This is a genomic window from Streptacidiphilus melanogenes (genome assembly GCF_000787835.1).
Classification (GTDB): domain Bacteria; phylum Actinomycetota; class Actinomycetes; order Streptomycetales; family Streptomycetaceae; genus Streptacidiphilus; species Streptacidiphilus melanogenes.
The window spans coordinates 158,273-174,309 of sequence record NZ_BBPP01000003.1 but is presented as its reverse complement, the minus strand read 5'-3'; the positions used below and the strand labels follow the sequence as shown (position 1 = coordinate 174,309).

The 16,037-nt window shown below is 72.8% G+C and carries 14 protein-coding genes; 3 read left to right on the top strand and 11 right to left on the bottom strand.

Annotated elements, in window-relative coordinates; genetic code table 11:
• Positions 1 to 10: 10 nt before the first annotated feature.
• Positions 11 to 763: an SOS response-associated peptidase gene (locus TR49_RS04660; RefSeq protein WP_042377393.1), complete on the bottom strand. Its 753-nt coding sequence runs from the start codon at positions 761 to 763 to the stop codon at positions 11 to 13.
• A gap of 206 nt (positions 764 to 969) precedes the next feature.
• Here TR49_RS04660 and TR49_RS04655 point away from each other — a divergent pair, with 206 nt between their 5' ends.
• Complete coding sequence (locus TR49_RS04655) at positions 970 to 1,506, top strand: GVDTG sorting domain-containing protein (RefSeq protein WP_042377392.1); 537 nt, start codon at positions 970 to 972, stop codon at positions 1,504 to 1,506.
• Positions 1,507 to 1,584: 78 nt separating this feature from the next.
• Here the strand turns inward: TR49_RS04655 and TR49_RS04650 are convergent, their stop codons facing one another.
• The 4 genes from TR49_RS04650 to TR49_RS04635 all read right to left on the bottom strand — a co-directional run bounded on the left by TR49_RS04650 (position 1,585) and on the right by TR49_RS04635 (position 6,536).
• Entirely contained in the window at positions 1,585 to 1,764 is a 180-nt protein-coding gene (locus tag TR49_RS04650) for a hypothetical protein (protein ID WP_042377390.1), read from the bottom strand.
• Between the two features lie 3 nt (positions 1,765 to 1,767).
• The gene (locus TR49_RS04645; RefSeq protein ID WP_042377804.1) at positions 1,768 to 3,489 is read right to left on the bottom strand and encodes a methyltransferase; all 1,722 of its coding nucleotides are present in this window, start codon (positions 3,487 to 3,489) and stop codon (positions 1,768 to 1,770) included.
• Between the two features lie 74 nt (positions 3,490 to 3,563).
• On the bottom strand, positions 3,564 to 4,742 hold the full coding sequence (locus tag TR49_RS04640; RefSeq protein WP_042377801.1) for a 4-hydroxybenzoate 3-monooxygenase: 1,179 nt from the start codon (positions 4,740 to 4,742) through the stop codon (positions 3,564 to 3,566).
• Positions 4,743 to 5,030: 288 nt separating this feature from the next.
• On the bottom strand, positions 5,031 to 6,536 hold the full coding sequence (locus TR49_RS04635; protein ID WP_042377388.1) for an LCP family protein: 1,506 nt from the start codon (positions 6,534 to 6,536) through the stop codon (positions 5,031 to 5,033).
• A 422-nt stretch (positions 6,537 to 6,958) separates the two neighbouring features.
• On the opposite strand from TR49_RS04635, the gene gcvH reads away from it, so the two are divergent.
• On the top strand, positions 6,959 to 7,339 hold the full coding sequence (gcvH, locus tag TR49_RS04630) for a glycine cleavage system protein GcvH (RefSeq protein ID WP_042377387.1): 381 nt from the start codon (positions 6,959 to 6,961) through the stop codon (positions 7,337 to 7,339).
• Here the strand turns inward: gcvH and TR49_RS04625 are convergent.
• Both TR49_RS04625 and TR49_RS04620 read right to left on the bottom strand, forming a co-directional pair.
• Entirely contained in the window at positions 7,296 to 7,916 is a 621-nt protein-coding gene (locus tag TR49_RS04625) for a hypothetical protein (RefSeq protein ID WP_236653221.1), read from the bottom strand. The genes gcvH and TR49_RS04625 overlap by 44 nt on opposite strands.
• Positions 7,913 to 8,887, bottom strand: coding sequence for a helix-turn-helix transcriptional regulator (locus TR49_RS04620; protein WP_042377385.1), 975 nt, complete (start codon positions 8,885 to 8,887; stop codon positions 7,913 to 7,915). Before TR49_RS04620 ends, TR49_RS04625 begins: the two co-directional genes overlap by 4 nt.
• A 63-nt stretch (positions 8,888 to 8,950) precedes the next feature.
• Between TR49_RS04620 and TR49_RS04615 the strand changes: the two genes are divergently transcribed.
• Positions 8,951 to 9,427, top strand: a complete 477-nt coding sequence (locus TR49_RS04615; protein ID WP_042377797.1) for a hypothetical protein — start codon at positions 8,951 to 8,953, stop codon at positions 9,425 to 9,427.
• Between the two features lie 77 nt (positions 9,428 to 9,504).
• Here TR49_RS04615 and TR49_RS04610 read toward each other — a convergent pair whose 3' ends face one another.
• The 4 genes from TR49_RS04610 to TR49_RS04600 form a co-directional block, all read right to left on the bottom strand.
• Positions 9,505 to 11,394 carry an ABC transporter ATP-binding protein gene (locus tag TR49_RS04610; RefSeq protein ID WP_236653220.1) on the bottom strand — a complete coding sequence of 630 codons (1,890 nt, stop codon included), beginning with the start codon at positions 11,392 to 11,394 and terminating at the stop codon, positions 9,505 to 9,507.
• A 168-nt stretch (positions 11,395 to 11,562) separates the two neighbouring features.
• The gene (locus TR49_RS42420; protein ID WP_152627062.1) at positions 11,563 to 11,703 is read right to left on the bottom strand and encodes a SapB/AmfS family lanthipeptide; all 141 of its coding nucleotides are present in this window, start codon (positions 11,701 to 11,703) and stop codon (positions 11,563 to 11,565) included.
• An 88-nt stretch (positions 11,704 to 11,791) separates the two neighbouring features.
• Positions 11,792 to 14,473: a class III lanthionine synthetase LanKC gene (gene lanKC, locus TR49_RS04605; protein WP_042377383.1), complete on the bottom strand. Its 2,682-nt coding sequence runs from the start codon at positions 14,471 to 14,473 to the stop codon at positions 11,792 to 11,794.
• 585 nt (positions 14,474 to 15,058) lie between these two features.
• Complete coding sequence (locus TR49_RS04600) at positions 15,059 to 15,928, bottom strand: LLM class F420-dependent oxidoreductase (RefSeq protein WP_042377381.1); 870 nt, start codon at positions 15,926 to 15,928, stop codon at positions 15,059 to 15,061.
• Positions 15,929 to 16,037 lie beyond the last annotated feature (109 nt).

The following is a 16,037-nucleotide window of genomic DNA, read 5'->3' as shown; positions in this document are numbered from 1 at the left end:
CCGAGGGGTCTCACCCGCCCGGGGTCGGGGCCGGCTGGTCGGGCGGGTCGAGCAGGTGGGGGCCGTTGTTGCGGACGTTGTTGACGGCCAGGGAGACCTGCCGGGCGCCGAGGTGGCCGGCGGCGGGTTCGGTGAGCAGCGCGCGGAGCTCGTCCGGGTCCTGGTGGGCGGGGTCGAGCCAGGCCTCGAAGTCGGCGGGCGCGATGGCCAGCGGCATGCGCGGGTGCACCCGGCCTGCGGCGTCGGTGGCCTCGGTGGTGATGATCGTGCAGGTCGCCCACCAGGCCAGCGGGTCGTCCTCGTCCCTGGTCCTGTCGCGCCACCACTCGTACAGTCCGGCCATCGCCATCTGCGCCCCGTCCTGCGGGGTGATGAACCAGGGCTGCTTGTAGGCCTTGCGACCCTCGGCCGCGGGTACCGCGGTCCACTCGTAGAAGCCGTCGGCGGGGAGCAGGCAGCGGCGTTTGGCGAAGGCCCGCCGGTAGGCGGGCTTCTCGTGCACGGTCTCCAACCGGGCGTTGATCATCCGCGCCCCGACCGACAGGTCCTTGGCCCAGGAGGGAACCAGCCCCCACCGCAGCGGCCGCAGCTCTCGCCCCAGCTCCCCGGTCTCCCGGTCCGCCCGTTCGAGCACCGCCCACACGTCGTCGGTCGGCGCGACGTTCCACGAGGGCGCGAGCGCCTCGGTCGGGTTCCACCGGTCGACCTGGAACACCTCGACCAGGTCCTCGGGCTTCCGGGACGACGCATAACGACCGCACATGCCGCCAGCTTGCCACGCTCCCGGGCGGACACGCCCGCGACGCAGGGCGCGGTCCCAACGGAATCGGCCCCGGATTCCTCCAGTTGAGCCGGAAAACCCCTCCGCTGGAGCAGCATCTGTGGCTGCCCGGTGTGGGCGGGCCACAGGGTCGCACTGTGGCTTCTCCGCGGGGACGTCCCGCAGCCACCAGCAGAAGAGGAACGAAAGTGCGTACTTCACGGATAGGTCTGTGCGTTCTCGCGTCCGGGGCGTTCGCCCTGGGGGCGCTCGCCCCCGCTGCGCACGCGCAGACCAACGTCTCGGTCACCGTCATGAAGGAGACCAACAACGGGCCGGTCTCCGGTCCGCTCATGCCCGGTGACCAGGCGGACGTCGTACTGTCCAACTGCGCGTCCGGCGTCACCAGCGGGACCGCGACGTCCAAGGCGTTCACCGCGACCGCCACGCTGCAGGCCTCCGCGGACCGGCCGACCCTCCAGGGCTTCCCGACGATCGCGAACGTCCCCTCCGGCACCTACACGGTGACCGCGTCCTGCGGCAGCTTCTCGGCGACCACGACCTTCGTCGTCGCCTCCGGCACCGCCCCCACGACGCCCGCGACGCCGCTGGGCCCGGTCAAGACCGGCGTGGGCTCCACGTCCCAGGGCATCAACAGCACCGAGACCGGCGCTGGCGCCGCCCTGCTCGCCCTGGCCGGCGGCGGCACCCTGGCCCTCCGCCGCAAGCTCCGCTCCGGCCGCTGAGCCTTTTTCGCACGCCCCGCGGCGTACCCGCACGCCTTGACGCGGGTACGCCGCGGAGTCCCTGTTGCTGCCGCGGTCTCAACCCTCGGGGCGGCGGGCCCAGAACAGGACGTGGCCGGTGTCGCCCTCGGGGACGAACTCCTCGAGAACCACGTCGAGCCCGGCCCGGACGAGCCAGGTAGGGCTCGTGGCGGCAATCGGCGTAGCTCCGCCGCCGGGCCAGTCGTCGCAGGCCCGGCTGTTCCCGGACCGGGACATGGATCAGGGCATGGAGGCAGACGACGTGCCGCCCGGCCGCGGGACCGCCCTACGGGCGTGCAGCACGCTGCCGTCGAGCGGCAGCGGGACGTGGTCGACGAGGGCGAGACCCGCGTCGGTGAGCAGGCGGGCGTAGTGGTCGGCACGGCGTTCGCGGCCGCCGACGTTGCACATCATGTGGAGGTCCCAGGCGGTGGCCAGCGACGGTGTGCCGTCGGCCGGCAGGATGCGCTCGACGACGAGGAGATCGGCGTCGTCGTGCATGACGCGGGCGCAGTGACGCAGGATCTCGCGGCAGCGGTCGTCGTCCCAGTCGTGGAGGATCCGCGACAGGACGTAGACGTCGCCGCCCGACGGCACGTCGGCGAAGTCGCCGGCCCGGTAGGTACAGCGGGCCCCGCACCCGGCGGCGTCGAGCGAGCGGCGGGCGGCTTCGACCGCGTGCGGCCGTTCGAGCAGGACGCCGCGCAGGCGCGGGTGGGCCGTCAGCAGGCGGCCGAGGAGTTCGCCGTTGCCCCCGGCGACGTCGACCACGGTGGCGGCGCTGGGCGCCTCGGCTGCGGCGGTGACGACCGGGTGCCTGGTGAGCGGCTCGAACATCCGCGAGCTCGCGGCCATCGACTGGTCGAACAGCTCCGCGAGTTCGGGGTCGCGGGCGAAGTGGTCGAAGTGGTTCTCGCCGTGGAGGTGCTCGAAGGCCACCTCGCCGCTGCGCACGGTGTGGGCCAGCGCCCCGAAGGACCGGTAGAACGGGCCGCCGTACATCAGGGCGAGCGGGCGCACGGACCCCGGGTTGTCGGCGCGGAGCAGCGCGCCGAGCGGGGTGAGCCGGAAGCCGTCGCGTCCCTCGCTCACCACGTCCAGCATGGCCAGGTAGCGCAGGAGCCGTGCCAGGTGCTCGGGTTGGGCGTCGACGGCGTCCGCCAGCGCGGTGGGCGAGGTCGCCGTCCGGGTGTCCATGGCGTCGGGCGCCCGCAGTTCGGCGAAGGCGGCCAGGGCCTGGGTGGTCCAGGCTCCGGTCATCAGGCGCAGGAGCATTTCGGCGGGCTGCAGCAGCCGGTGTTCGTCCAGGTGGGCCGCCAGGACGTCGCGGTGATCGCCGGGCGCGTAGAGCTCCACGCGTCCGTATCCGGCCTTGGAGTCGGCGGGCGCGGTGAAGTAGAACACGGTGCCGTCCTCGTGGGGGTTGTAGCCCCCGCCGTCGGCGGCCGCGCCGTGGCGGGCGAGGAGCGCGCGCATGCCGTGCAGCACCAGTGGATCGGGGCGCTCGACCTCGAAGGCGAGGTGCGCTTCGTGCTGCCGGGCGCGCTCGTGGGCGGCGATCGGCGTGAGCTCGGAGCCGGGCGGCACGGTCAGCGCGAACACCTCCACCGAGCGGCGCTCCCCCTGCGGGCCGGCCACGGCCGGGTGCAGGATGCGCACGTCGAGCTGGGCCGGGCTGCGCCCGTGCCGGGCCGCGAGCCGCTCGCGCACGACGACGCTCGGCCGTGCCGCCGTGTCCGCATCCAGCCCGCAGCGGGCCAGTTGGGACGCCAGCTCGTTCGCCGTCGCCGGGAAGACGAGAACCGCGGCGTGCGAGAAGCGGCAGCGGTCCGCGAGCGACCGCTGCTCCAGGGCGTCGAGGCCGGGCAGCAGCAGCGCCAGCAGGGCGGCGGTGTCCTGCTCCCTGACGAAGTCGACCGCCGCGCGCAGACGGGCCGTGTCGGTCGGGGTCGTCGTCGTCATCACGGAGGCGGCCTTGTCTTCGTCGTGGGTTGGGGTGGTGGTGCGGACCCGGGTACGGGTGGTGCGATCGGAGGTCATACGCCGACGTAGCCTTCGGCGAACCACTGCTGGTGGGTGCGCGAGGTCCGCAGCGTCTCGAGGCGGGAACGCGCCAGCGCGTCGTGGAACAACGTTTCGCCGTCGGCCGGCCCGGGCGGGCTGTGCAGGAGCTGGATCATCCAGTGGGAGAACTCCTGGGCGCGCCAGATGTGCTCAAGGCACCGCGCGGAGTAGCGGTCGAGTCCCTCGGGGTTCCCGTGCGCGAGGTCGTCGACCAGGGCGCGCGCGAGGATCTCGGCCTCCAGCACCGCGAGGTTCGCGCCTTTGGCGGCGGAGGGGCTGAGCAGGCTCGCGGCATCGCCGACCAGGAACAGCGAACCCCTGCGCAGTGGTTCCAGCACGTCGGACTCCAGGTCGACGACGGCCCTTTGGACGATGGGACCGCGGCGCAGCGGGCCGTAGTCCGCGGCGCGCATGCGCAGCGCCAGCTCGTCCCAGATCCGTTGTTCGGACCACGCGTCGGCGGGCCCGCCGCGCTCGATCTGCAGGTAGTAGCGGGTGACCTCGGAGGTGCGGGCCATGTGCCCTGCGAAGCCGCGGCGGTGCACCGCGTATCCGACGGCGTCGAGGCTCGGCGGCGCTTCGGCGAGCAGTCCGAGCCAGGTGACGCCGTGGTCGCGGTGGTGGCGGACCACGCCCGCCGGCAGCGAACGCCGCGCAGCCCCGTGCCGGCCGTCGCACCCCGCGACATACCGTCCTCGCCAGCGTCCATTCCGCCCTTGCCCTTCGCCGTCGGCGGTCCGCACGACGACCGAGGGCCGGGTGCCGTCGGCGTCGAGGACGGCGACGGCCTCCGTCTCGAACTCCAGGCGGCCGCCCGCGTCCAGATAGTGCGTCAGCAGGTCGGTCACCAGCTCCTGCTGCGGATAGACCGTGTGGGCCCCCGCGGGGCCGATGCTGCCGTAGTCCAGCCGGAACCGGCCGTCTCCGCTGCGGAACTCGCAGACGGCATGCGGCACACCGCCGCGGCGCAGCCCTTCGGCCAGCCCGTGCTCCTCCAGGATCCGCACGGTGTTCGCCGCGAGGTACCCGGCGCGCGCCCGCGTCTGCACGTGCGCGCGGTCGGCGCGCTCGAGGACGACGCAGTCGATCCCGCTCGCCAGCAGGAGGTTGCCGAGCACCAGCCCGGCCGGCCCGGCACCGAGGATCACCACGTCCGCAGTGCCGTCATCGGTGATGCCGCTGGTGGTGCCGTCGCCGGTCACCGCGTCGCCGGCTAATTGCGCTCTCTGACTTTCTGACATGAAAGTGGATCATAGGTGCCGAAATATTGCGCAATGATCGAAATTCACCCGTATGTACGAAAGCAGGTCGCACTGATGCTGCGCCACTTCACCCGGTGCACCGGCTACCAGGAGATCGCCCAGCTCACAGCCGTCCCGGTGGGCACCGTCCGCAGGCGGCCCGGGCCGCGGAGATCCGGGGCCGGGCCGCTCCCCCGGTCACTTGGTCCTGTCGGAATCCGGGATGCCCTCCTTGGTGGCCTTGGCGTACGCCTGCTCGACGGTCAGGCCGCTGAAGGCCGCGGCCGAGGCGGGGAGGCCGCCCAGGGGGAAGGGGCTGGCCTGGGCGCACTGGACGGCCGCGCCCGCGTTCTCGGTGTGCGCCTGGGCGGTGGCCTGGCCGATGTCGGCGGTGGGCTTGGCGCCCGGAGCGGAGGCGCCCGTGGTCTTCAGGTCGGGGCCGATCACCACGTGGACGGTGGTCAGGCCGACGGCCGTGGTGAGGGACGAGGAGGGCAGGCCCAGGGCCTTCGCCACCTGCTCGGCCTCGGCCTTGTAGAGCGGTTTGCCGGTCGAGTACTCCACCTTCGTGGCACCAACCAGCGGGCCGGTGCCGATCGTGGTGTCGGAGTAGCCCGCCCCGGCGAGTTCGCTCTGCACCGCCCCGGCGCGACCGGTGATCCCGGTCCCGTTGATCAGATGGACCTCGACCTTCGCCGGGTCCACCGCGGGCGCGCCGGAGGCCGAGCCGCTCGCCGACGGCTTGGGCGCGGAGGAGCCGGGGGTCAGCGACTGGTCGTCGGCGATCGCGTTGAACAGCTGCTGCGCGCCGGGCCCCGGGACCAGCCAGGCGTTCGGGTTGTAGGGGTCCTGCGCGGACGGCATGGTGGCGAAGGTGATGTGGTTGGTCGGGATGCTTCCCAGCGTGTCGGCGAGGCTGACCAGGCTGGTCACCCCCGCGAGCGCGTCGTCGACCGCGAAGGCCTTGGACGCGGCCTCGGCGAGCCTGAAGACGTTGGACGGGTCGGTGAGCGTGCTCGCGCTCTTCATCTTGTGGATCAGCGCGCTGAGGTAGATGTGCTGCGCCTCGGTGCGGTCGACGTCGCTGGCGCCGCCGAACGCGTGCCGGCTGCGGAGGAACTCGAGGGCGCCCTGGCCGACGAGGGTGTGCGTGCCGGCGGACAGCTTCAGGTGCGAACCGGGGTCGTAGACGTTGTGCGAGACGCAGACCTGCACGCCCTGGACGGCGTCGGACATGTTCACCACGCCGGAGAAGTCCACGACCATGAAGTGGTCGATGTGCACGCCGGTGAGGGCGTTGACCGCGGACACGGTGCATCCGGGGCCGTAGTTCAGGCTGTTGGTGATCTGGTCGTGGCTGGGGAAGCTGTGGGTCTTGCCGCCCTGCGTGCACGGCGGGATCGCGAGGTCGGTGTCGCGCGGGATGCTCATGACCGTGGCGTTCTGGTGGTCCGCGGAGACGTGCACCAGCATCTCGACGTCGGCGTGCGGCAGGGACTGGTCCGAGCCGCCCAGGCTGGTGTCCAGCGCGCTGGTGCGGGTGTCGGAGCCGATCACCAGCACGTTCAGCGCGCCCGGGATGACGGCGCCCTTCTGCGGCTGGGACCCGGTGTCCAGGCTGCTGTGCTGGATATTGCTGTCGAGCTGGTAGATCCACGCGCAGCCGGCCGCCGCGACGAGCACGACGAAGGCACTGACCCCCATGGCTATTCGCCTGCCCCGCCGCCGGGGTTTCTGCTTGCGCCTCCGGCTCGGGGCCCCGCCGTACCCTCTCGGTCCCGGAAGGCCGCCCGGGGCCTGACCCGGGGCCCGGCCCGGGGTCGGGACAGTGGGAGCCGAGGTGTCTTCGGGGATCGTCATAAGAGGGTGTACTCCTTGTGCGGGAACGCCTGAGGGGCACTCAGGATCGCGGTGGAATGGAGCATGGAGCTCTGCCTGTCGCGTCTCCTCCTCATCACTGCTCCCTACGGTGCACTCACCCTAACGACGCAACACGCCCGCGTTCGTGTCCCACTCGATCGAAACTCATCGTCAGTTCTTCGTCACACGCCCCCTTCCGGGTGGTTGTGGCCCCAACACGCCCGCATTGCCGAACGGTTCGACGGCGCGACTGAGAGATTCCGGGCATGACAACTCCCAAGAACCTGAAGTACACCAACGAGCACGAGTGGGTGCTGCTGGAGGGCAGGACCGCGACGGTCGGGATCACAGACTTCGCACAGAAGCAGCTCGGCGACATCGTCTTCGTGGAGCTGCCCGAGGTCGGCCGCCAGCTCGACCGGGGCAAGGAGTTCGGAACCGTCGAGTCGGTCAAGGCCGTGACCGAGGTGTACGCGCCGGTCGGCGGCAAGGTGACCGCCGTGAACGTGGATCTCAACGAAGAGCCGGAGGAGATCAACAGCGACCCGTACGCGGCCTGGATGATCAAGATCGAGGTCAGCAACGCCAAGGAGCTGGACGACCTCATGACGGCCGAGAAGTACGACGCCTACTGCGCGGGCCAGTAAGCGAACCTCCGGGCGGCCCTCCTCCGCCTGGGGCCGCCCGCAACCTCGCCGCCCGGCGCTGGGACGGGCCCAGCTCGTGGCGCACGAAGCCCGGGTGGGCCGGACCGAGCTCGATGCGGTTCTCGTCGAGGCCGTTGACGATCCGCAGACGGCCTCCCGGGAAACCGAACTCCACGGCCACCGTTCCGGCGGCCAGGTCATGTCCTGTCGGCCGCCACTCCAGCAGGGCGACCTCGTGCAGCTCCTGGCCGACGAACGGCTCGAGGCGGTCGTCGCTGTGCGACCACTGCGGGGTGAGCTCGAACCCCTCCCAGCCCGCGATGTCCGCAGCCGTGTCGATCGCGTCCCAGCCGATCGCGAGTTGGTCGAACTGCGCGTGACAGACCTCCACCTGGACGCCGTCGAAGTCCAGGACCACCGGGCACTCGGCGAACCAGTCCTCGTCCTCGGCGAACCGCACCACGGCGAAGCCGGTCAGCCGCCTGCCGGCGAGCGCCGCCAGGCGGGGTCCGTGCGCCTGGCGCGCCGCCGCGACCCCGACCAGGAAGGACGGCTCGAAGCCGGAGATCCCCGTCATCGGCCGTACAGCTCGGCCAGGGCCCGTGCGGCCGTGGTGATCCGGGCCCGCAGCTCGGGCGGACTCAGCACCTCCACCTGCGGGCCAAGGCGCAGCAGCTCGCCCTCCGCGTGCGTCGTGCTCTCGATCGGGATGAGGGCGCGACGCCAGCCGCCGGGCCGCTCCTCCTCCCCCGCGTCGACGGCATCGATCACGGCCTGGGCCGCGGCCTCGCGCAGCCGCTCGACCCCCGCCGGGGAGATCCGTATCTCGGCACGGCCCTGCCAGAGGCGGTCCTGGAGCCGGCGGGCGTGGGCCTGCCAGTAGCCGGCCAGGTCGAAGTCGGCGGGGACGGTGAACTCCTCGTCGAGGGACCGCAGTTCCTGGATCTGACTGATGCGGTAGACGCGGGGCTCCGGGCCGCCGGCGTGAGCCACCACGTACCAGCGGCCGCCCTTGAGCACGATGCCGCGGGGCTCGAGGCGGCGTTCCACGATCTCCGGGGCGTACCAGCGCCGGTAGCGCACGTGGACCGCATGCCGCTGCCACACCGCCGCCGCGACGGCGGGCAGGTGCGGGACGTCGTCGGCCTCGCGGTACCAGCCGGGCGCGTCGAGGTGGAAGCGCTCGCGGACGCGCCTGGCCTGGCGTCGCAGCTCGTGCGGCAGGGCGGCCTCCAGCTTGAGCTCGGCCGCCGTCAGGACCGAGCCGAGACCCAGCTCGGCCGCCGGGCCGGGCAGTCCGGCGAGGAACAGCGCCTCGGCCTCGTGGGCGGTGAGCCCGGTCAGGCGGGTGCGGTACCCGTCGACGAGGGCGTAGCCGCCCTCGTGGCCCGGCTCGCCGTAGACCGGGACGCCGGACGCGGCGAGCGACTCCACGTCGCGGTAGATCGTGCGGACGGAGACCTCGAGCTCCGCCGCCAGGTCGGCGGCGGTCATCCGGCCGCGGTTCTGCAGCAGGAGCAGCAGGGAGACGAGTCGACTGGCGCGCATGTCGAAAACCTATCCGACTCCACTGACAGTTGATGTCAGTGGACCCGTCCTAGCGTGCTCGGCATGGACAACAGCACCGGCTTCGGCTTCTTCACCGGCACCTACGACGTCGTCAACCGTCAGCGCAAGGACTTCCTGGACCCGAGCGAGGGCGAGGACCACTGGCAGGAGTTCCCCGGCGTCACGCACGCCTCCGCCCACTTCGACGGGCGGGCCAGCTTCGACGAGATCGAGTTCCCGACCAGGGGCTCCGCGGGCATGACCCTGCGGCTGTACGACCCGGCGGCCGACGCGTGGTCGCTGTACTGGGCGAGCTCGCGCACCGGCACGCTCTTTCCGCCGGTGGTCGGCGGGTTCCAGCCGGACGGCACCGGCGTCTTCCACGGAGACGACAAGTACGAGGGCCGCAAGGTGCAGGTCCGCTACGTCTGGTCGGAGATCACCGAGAACGGCGCCCATTGGGAGCAGGCCTTCTCCGTGGACGGCGGCGAGACCTGGGTCACCAACTGGCACATGTACATGACCCGCCGGGCCGCCTGACGCGAATCGAGCAGGCGGGATGCGCGGGCGGGGGCGCGCGGGCGGGCGCCGGACGGGGGTCGGCGCCCGCCTGGCCGTCAACGCGCGGCGGCGGGGTTCGTCCCCGCCTCCGCCGTGGTCTGGGCGGCGACGAGCTCGCGGTAGAGACCGCAGCGGGCCATCAGGGTCGGGTGGTCGGCGGCGTCGACCACCTCGCCCTGGTGCATCAGGACGACGTGGTCCGCGTGCCGGACGGTGGAGAGACGGTGGGCGACCACGATCACGGCCCGGCTCCGGGCCAGGGTCTCGGCCAACGTGCGGAAGCGCAGTTCGTTGAGGGCGTCCAGCTGGCTGGTGGGCTCGTCCAGCAGCACGACGTCGGCCTCGGAGAGCAGCGCGCGGGCCAGCGCCATGCGCTGGCGCTGGCCCCCCGACAGGTCGGTCCCGCGTCCGAGGAGGGTGTCGAGCCCGGCGGGCAGCCGGGCGATGTCGGCGCGCAGCCCGACGGCGTCGAGCGCGTCCACGAGCTGCCCGTCGCTCGCCGCGCTGCTCCGTCCCAGCTGCAGGTTGTCCCGAACGGTTGCCTGGAGCAGCGTGAACTCCTGGTCCACGTAGGCGATGCGGGACCTGAGCGCGTGCAGCGGCCAGCGGCGCAGGTCGTGGCCGAGGAGGGTGATCGTCCCCGAACGGGGCCGGACGAACGCCTCGATCAGCGACAGCGTGGTGCTCTTTCCCGCGCCGGAAGGCCCGACGACCGCGGTCAGGCCGGTGCGCGGGGCGCTGAAGGAGAGGTCCCGCAGGGCGGGGTGGTCGGCTCCGGCATGAGTGAAGCGGACGTCCGTGAAGACGACGGACGCGGAGCCGGGTGTCGGGGACGGGGCGTCGCACCGCGGGTCGGCGTCGGCCTCGGGAGGGAGCCGCAGCAGGTCGTTGCAGCGGTCGCGGGCGGCCAGCCCGGCCTGGAGCCTGCCGAAGGCGGTGGCCAGGGTGTTGACCGAAGGGACGGCCTGCAGCAGGTAGAGCAGGAAGGCCGCGAAGGAGCCCGCCTGCAGCTCCCCCGCTGCCATCCGGGCGCCGCCGGTGAGGATCACGGCGATCATCGCGAGCTGGTTGCCGAGGGTCAGTGCGGCGGGCAGCAGCGCCCCGAGCGTGCCCGTCCTCAGCGAGAGCCGCCTCAGCTCGTCCGCCTCCTCCGCCAGGGCGCGCGCGGCGAGGTCCTCCGCCTGGTACGCCTTGATGGTGGACAGCGCGGCCAGATCGGCGGTGAAGCGCTGTGCGACGCGGCCGATGGCGCTCTGCTGGCCGCTCGTCCCCGCTCGCATCCGCCGCACGATCAGCAGCACCAACCCGGTCAGCGCCCCGAGCGCGCACAGGGTGACGGCCGTCAGCACCCAGTCGATCCAGGCCATCACGGCCAGGGTGGCCGCCACGGTCAGCACCGAGAGCGGCAGCTGGCCGGCCGTGTCGACGGTCTGGCGCAGCAAGACGGCGTCGGAGGTGAGCCGCGAGGTGACGTCGCCTGCGCCCTGCGCCCGGACGGTCGCGAGGGGAAGCCGCAGGCAGTGGGCCATGAGCCGGGTGCGCAGGCGGTACACCAGGTCCTCGCCGATCCGCGCCATGAGGGAGCCGGACGCGGCCTGTGTCGCGGCTCCGGCGACGGCGGCGATCGCCAGCAGCGACACCACGGTGACCAGGGAGCGGTGGTCGGCGAAGTCGGTGATGACCTGCCGGACCAGCAACGGAAGCGCCAGCGAGGCCGCGGTCGAGGCCAGGGCGAGGAGCAGGGCGGTGCCGAGGCGGCCGGGGTGTCGGACGAGTTCGCGCAGCAGCCTGAACGGTTCCGGTTCCGGCGCCGGGAGGGGCTCGGGCTCGGACTCGGGGTCGGGGTCGGGCCGGGCGTGCAGTCCCGGTTGGGATTGCGGTTGAGGTTGCGGTTGCGGTTGCGGTTGCGGGGAGGGTCCGGCGGGGGGCGCGGGCAGGTCGGTCACGGACACCTCGCGGTCACGGGGCACGGGCACGGCCTCGGCGGACGCGTCGGCACAGCGGGGCAGGTCCGGGACGGAGGGTCTCCGTCCCGGACCTGGGGGCGGCCGGCCCAGGTGAGGGTAGGTCCGGCCGCCCAGGTCACCTCGCCGCGCGGGCGGGGTGACGACGGGTCACAGGCAGGCGATCGTGCTGACCGTGCTGTTCGTGCAGTTCAGCACGCTGAGGGTGCTGTTGACGCTGGCGAGCGTGTCGTCGATCGGCGCCGCGTCGTCCGTCGGCAGCTCCATCGTCTGCAGGTCGAGGATGGACATGGTGGTTCCTCCTTCTGTTCGCCCGGCCCCGATGGCCGGGAGTCGGTGGGGGGAGCGCGGAACGCGCGTCCCCGAGGGGGTGTCCGGCTCAGCCCGTGGTGGCCGAGCGGGCCGGAGCCGAGGTCCAGGGCAGGAACGGCGTTCCGGCCAGGGCGGTGCCCAGGGCGAGCAGCACGCCGGCTGATCCGGTGGCCAGATCCGCGGATAGTCGCAGCAACTGGTCCCCGGGGTAGGCGGGTTCGCCGTGGTAGGAGATCTGGTGCAGGGCCAGCAGCCGGCGGTGGCGGTCGACGGCCGGCGCAGCCCGCCCGTCGGCCCGCAGTTCGGCCCGCAGTTCGGCTCGCTGGTCGGCCCGCTGTGTGAGGGCGAGGTAGCCGAGCAGGCCCGCCCGGCCGTTGAACAGCCCCGACTGGATGACGAACTCGGGTTGGGCGGCGAGCACGATCTGCGGGCGCAGGGCGGCCGTCGGGCTCTCGGGGCGGTGGGTGAGCAGGGCTTCGAGGGCCAGGCCGATTCCGGTGCTTCCGGTCTCCAAGTACGGCAGGGTGCGGGTGCCGTCCGGGGTCTGCAACGTGCCGTCCGGCATGAGGGCGCACCGGTCCAGGTCCTGCCCCAGCAGCCGCTCGGCGCGGTCGAGCAGGGACGGGTCACCGGTGTGCTCGAAGAGGCGCACGAGGGCCAGCGCCACGCCCGCCCGGCCGACGAAGAGCCCGGTCCGGGGTCGGCCGGTGCTGCCCGGGCCGCCCGGGGCGGGGCCGTCCGGGGCGGTGCTGTCCGGCGTGGTGAGGCTGTCGGCGGCATGGCAGGCGAGACGGACGGCGAGGTCGAGCCGGTGCGGCCCGTCCGCGTCGGCGAAGTGCAGCAGGGTGAGTGCGACACCGGCAGAGCCTGCGCCCAGCCCCGGGACGGCAGGCCCGCCGCCCGGCGCCTCGTCGCCGTCTCCGGCCGCCTTGCTGAGACGGTCCATCAGATCGAGGGCCGCTTGCCGCTCGCCGAGCAGGTCGAGCGCGTAGGCCACACCGTGGCCGCCGGTGTAGAGACCTGGCCTGGCCTCGGCCGTGCGGGAGGCGCGGACCAGCCACTCGACGTGCCCGGGGTCGATCGCGGCGCCGGTGACGTGCAGCGCGTACAGGACGCCCGCGGCGCCGTGCGCCAGGCCGAGCCCGCCGCCGGGACCGAACTGGGCGACGTCCCCTGGGAAGAGCCGGTCGGTGCGGTCCGGTGTCGCCATCGCGTCGATTCCGCGTGCGAGCGCGTCGCGCAGGCGCGGCCACTCCGCCTCTGGGACGGTGAGCAGCGCCCGGACCTCCACGCGGCGCTGTCCGATCTGCGGACGCGGTCGCCGGCCGTCCCCGTCGGCGGGGCCGAGCAGGCGGCGGATGTCGTCGGTGAATCCGGGCGGCACCGGGAACCGGTCCTCGATGGCGTCGGCGAGCTCCGCCGCCTTTCCCGGGTCCAGGGCGGTGAGTTGAGCCAGGGGCAGGAACATCCACAGGCGCAGCGCGGCCGCCGCGTAGTGGTCGAGGTCCGCTCCGGTGCGGCCCAGCGGCGCGGTGAAGCCTGCTGCACCGAGCGCGGGACGGACGAACGATTCTGCAGGGCTGGCGAGTTCGAAGTCGATGAAGCAGGTCCGGTCGTCGGGCCCGACGATGACGTTGCGCGGGTGCAGGTCCCCGAACACGACGCCACGTGCGTGGATCTCCTGCAGCGTCCCCTCGATCCGGCCGATCAGGTCCAGGGCGCGGCGCGTGTAGTCGGCGACCTCGTCGGCGTCAGCCCCCGGGCGGACGAGCGGGTAGTGCGCGCCGAGCCACTGGTTGAGCGACAGCCCGGGCACGAACTCCTCTACGAGGAACTCGTGTTCCCACACCTTCAGCAGCTCGTGCAGGACCGGCACTCCGGGCAGGCCGCTCAGCCGCTCCAGGATGTCGCGTTCGTGGCGCAGCCTGGTGACGGCGTCCTCGCCGCGCTGGTCGAGCCCGGCAAAAGGGCGGGCCTCCTTCAGCACCACTTGGTCGGCCGGTTCCGTGCCGTCGTCGCGGTGGGCGAGATAGACGCCTCCGGCGTTGGAGAAGTGAAGCACCCGCTCGACGGTGTAGGGCAGGGCGTCGTTCCGTCGGGCGGCCCGCTCGCGCATCGCCGCCGCGACGAAGTCCGGTATCGGCGCCCACGACGGCACGGAGAATCCCGGCCCTCGCACATCGGGGACGAGCCGGCCGTCGGGTGTCTCCAGCGCGAGCCGCCGCTCTCCGTCGGCTCCCGTGACGTGACGGGGGACGAAGCCGCCGTAGCGCAGGTAGAGCGGGCCCTGCCGCCACCGGAGGTCGCTGAGGATGTAGGGCCCGGCGCGACCGGCCAGTGCCTGGTCGAGGTCGGTGAGACATCGCTCCAACTCGCCCTCGTCGCACGGGTAGAGGGCGCAGAACTTGCCGCTGGAGCCGCGGGGTGCGTACTTGGAGTTCTGCAGCTGGAGCATCGGCAGGCCACGCAGGAACTTGAAGGTGATCCGGGCCTGCAGGCAGTAGGCGCGGACGCGTTCGAGCACCGGCTCGGCGTCGTCCAGCGAGGCGGAGACGTGCACCTTCCAGCCCTGGGGCGGCAGTGCGACGCCGGCCGGCCGCAGCAGCGTCCACCCGTCGAAGTCCACGCGCTCCCATCCGTCCGGCAGTGGTCTGCCCGCAGCAGCGAACTCCTCCACGGCGCCCCACCGCACGGGTGAGTCGTAGAACAGCGGGTCGGCGTAGGCGTAGGCCTCGTACCTGTTGTCCACGGCGGGTACCTCCTGTTCGGGGCCGGTCCGGGGGTGGCGGACCTGCGCAGGGAACGGTCGGCCGGGCGCACGTCGTGGGCGCCGGGCTCGTGCGACTGTCGTCGCACGGGTCGGTTCAGCTCGGACTGGTGGACCGAAGGATGTTCAGCGACCGCTCCGGCGCGGGGTCCGCCTGTTCGGATGCGGGACCCGGGAGCGTGCCCGCCGCCTGCGTTGCGGACATGAGAGGACGGTAGGGGCTTGCCTTTGGCATACGCCAGCGAATCACCGTCTATTGTCTGGAATCATCCGTTCTCGAACCTATGTCCACAAAGGTGGCAAGGCCACGGGAGGCAAAGGCCGGACGATGACGAACTGTGCTCCGGTCGAGCCCATAAGCTGCGCATACGAACCCCCTCCGACAGGCGTTCGGATCGACCCGCCCCGATGTCCTGAAGCACCGTTCAACGCATCTCATCCCACCAAACGGCAGGCCCACCGTGCGTCACCACGCCGGCGCCGCGCGATCTGGCGGAAACCCCACGCCTCGACGGCGGCCGCGGAGCACGCGGTCGCGGGCTGCACACAACACCTTTGGGAGGCTTGTCAGTTGGCCTCGCGGATCCACGTCCGGGCCAGTCCGGCGACCCAGGCGGCCACCTCGCCCAGAGCTGCCGGGGGCGCGTCGACGACGACGAGTTCGGTGACACCGGCCGCGGCGAGCTCGGGCAGTTGCTCCGGCGTGCCGTCGCTCAGGGCGACGGCCACCGTGAGCTCGTCGAGCCGGCGCCCGGCGCGGGCGCACTCCTCGACGAGCACCGCGACGCGCCCCGGCACGTCGGCCGCGCGGACGTTGAACCCGTACCAGCCGTCGGCGACGGTGGCCGCGCGGCGCAGAGCGGTGTCGCTGTTGCCGCCGGCCAGGACCGGCAGCCGGCCCCCGCGCAGCGGCTTCGGGTTCACGCGGATCGCCTCGAAGCGGGTGAACTCCCCCTCGAACGAGGCCGGCTCCTCGGACCACAGGGTGCGCATCGCGGCGAGGTACTCGTCGGTCCGCCGCCCGCGCCCGGAGAAGGGGACACCGAGCGCGGCGAACTCCTCGGCCGACCACCCGGCCCCGACGCCGAGGCTGAACCGGCCGGCCGACAGGACGTCGAGCGTGGCCGCCTGCTTGGCCACCACGACCGGATTGTGCTCGGGCAGCAGGAGCACACCCGTGGCGAGCTCGATCCGACTGGTGACGGCCGCCGCGAAGCTCAGGGCGAGCAGCGGATCCAACCAGTCCGCGTCGGCCGGCACGGCGATCCGGCCGTCCGCGGAGTAGGGGTAGCGCGACGCGGGCGCATCCACGAGCACGACGTGCTCGCCGCACCAGAGCCGTGCGAAGCCCTGCGCCTCCGCGGCCGTGGCCACGGCCCGGATCACCTCAGGACGGGCTCCGTCACCAATGCCGAGCGCGTGCAGACCGACCCGCATCCGCCACCTCCCGGCCTCACCCTAGGCCCGCCCCGCGCACCCGCCCCTGCGACGCGGCGCGCACGCGCCGAGGACCGGGGGACGCCCCCTGAACGGGCGTACGGGACTG

Coding starts and splice junctions, on each gene's coding strand:
- TR49_RS04660 (WP_042377393.1), bottom strand. CDS start 763: ATGTGCGGTCGTTATGCGTCGTCCCGGAAGCCCGAGGACCTGGTCGAG.
- TR49_RS04650 (WP_042377390.1), bottom strand. CDS start 1,764: ATGTCCCGGTCCGGGAACAGCCGGGCCTGCGACGACTGGCCCGGCGGC.
- TR49_RS04645 (WP_042377804.1), bottom strand. CDS start 3,489: ATGACGACGACGACCCCGACCGACACGGCCCGTCTGCGCGCGGCGGTC.
- TR49_RS04635 (WP_042377388.1), bottom strand. CDS start 6,536: ATGGGGGTCAGTGCCTTCGTCGTGCTCGTCGCGGCGGCCGGCTGCGCG.
- gcvH (WP_042377387.1), top strand. CDS start 6,959: ATGACAACTCCCAAGAACCTGAAGTACACCAACGAGCACGAGTGGGTG.
- TR49_RS04625 (WP_236653221.1), bottom strand. CDS start 7,916: ATGACGGGGATCTCCGGCTTCGAGCCGTCCTTCCTGGTCGGGGTCGCG.
- TR49_RS04620 (WP_042377385.1), bottom strand. CDS start 8,887: ATGCGCGCCAGTCGACTCGTCTCCCTGCTGCTCCTGCTGCAGAACCGC.
- TR49_RS04615 (WP_042377797.1), top strand. CDS start 8,951: ATGGACAACAGCACCGGCTTCGGCTTCTTCACCGGCACCTACGACGTC.
- TR49_RS42420 (WP_152627062.1), bottom strand. CDS start 11,703: ATGTCCATCCTCGACCTGCAGACGATGGAGCTGCCGACGGACGACGCG.
- TR49_RS04600 (WP_042377381.1), bottom strand. CDS start 15,928: ATGCGGGTCGGTCTGCACGCGCTCGGCATTGGTGACGGAGCCCGTCCT.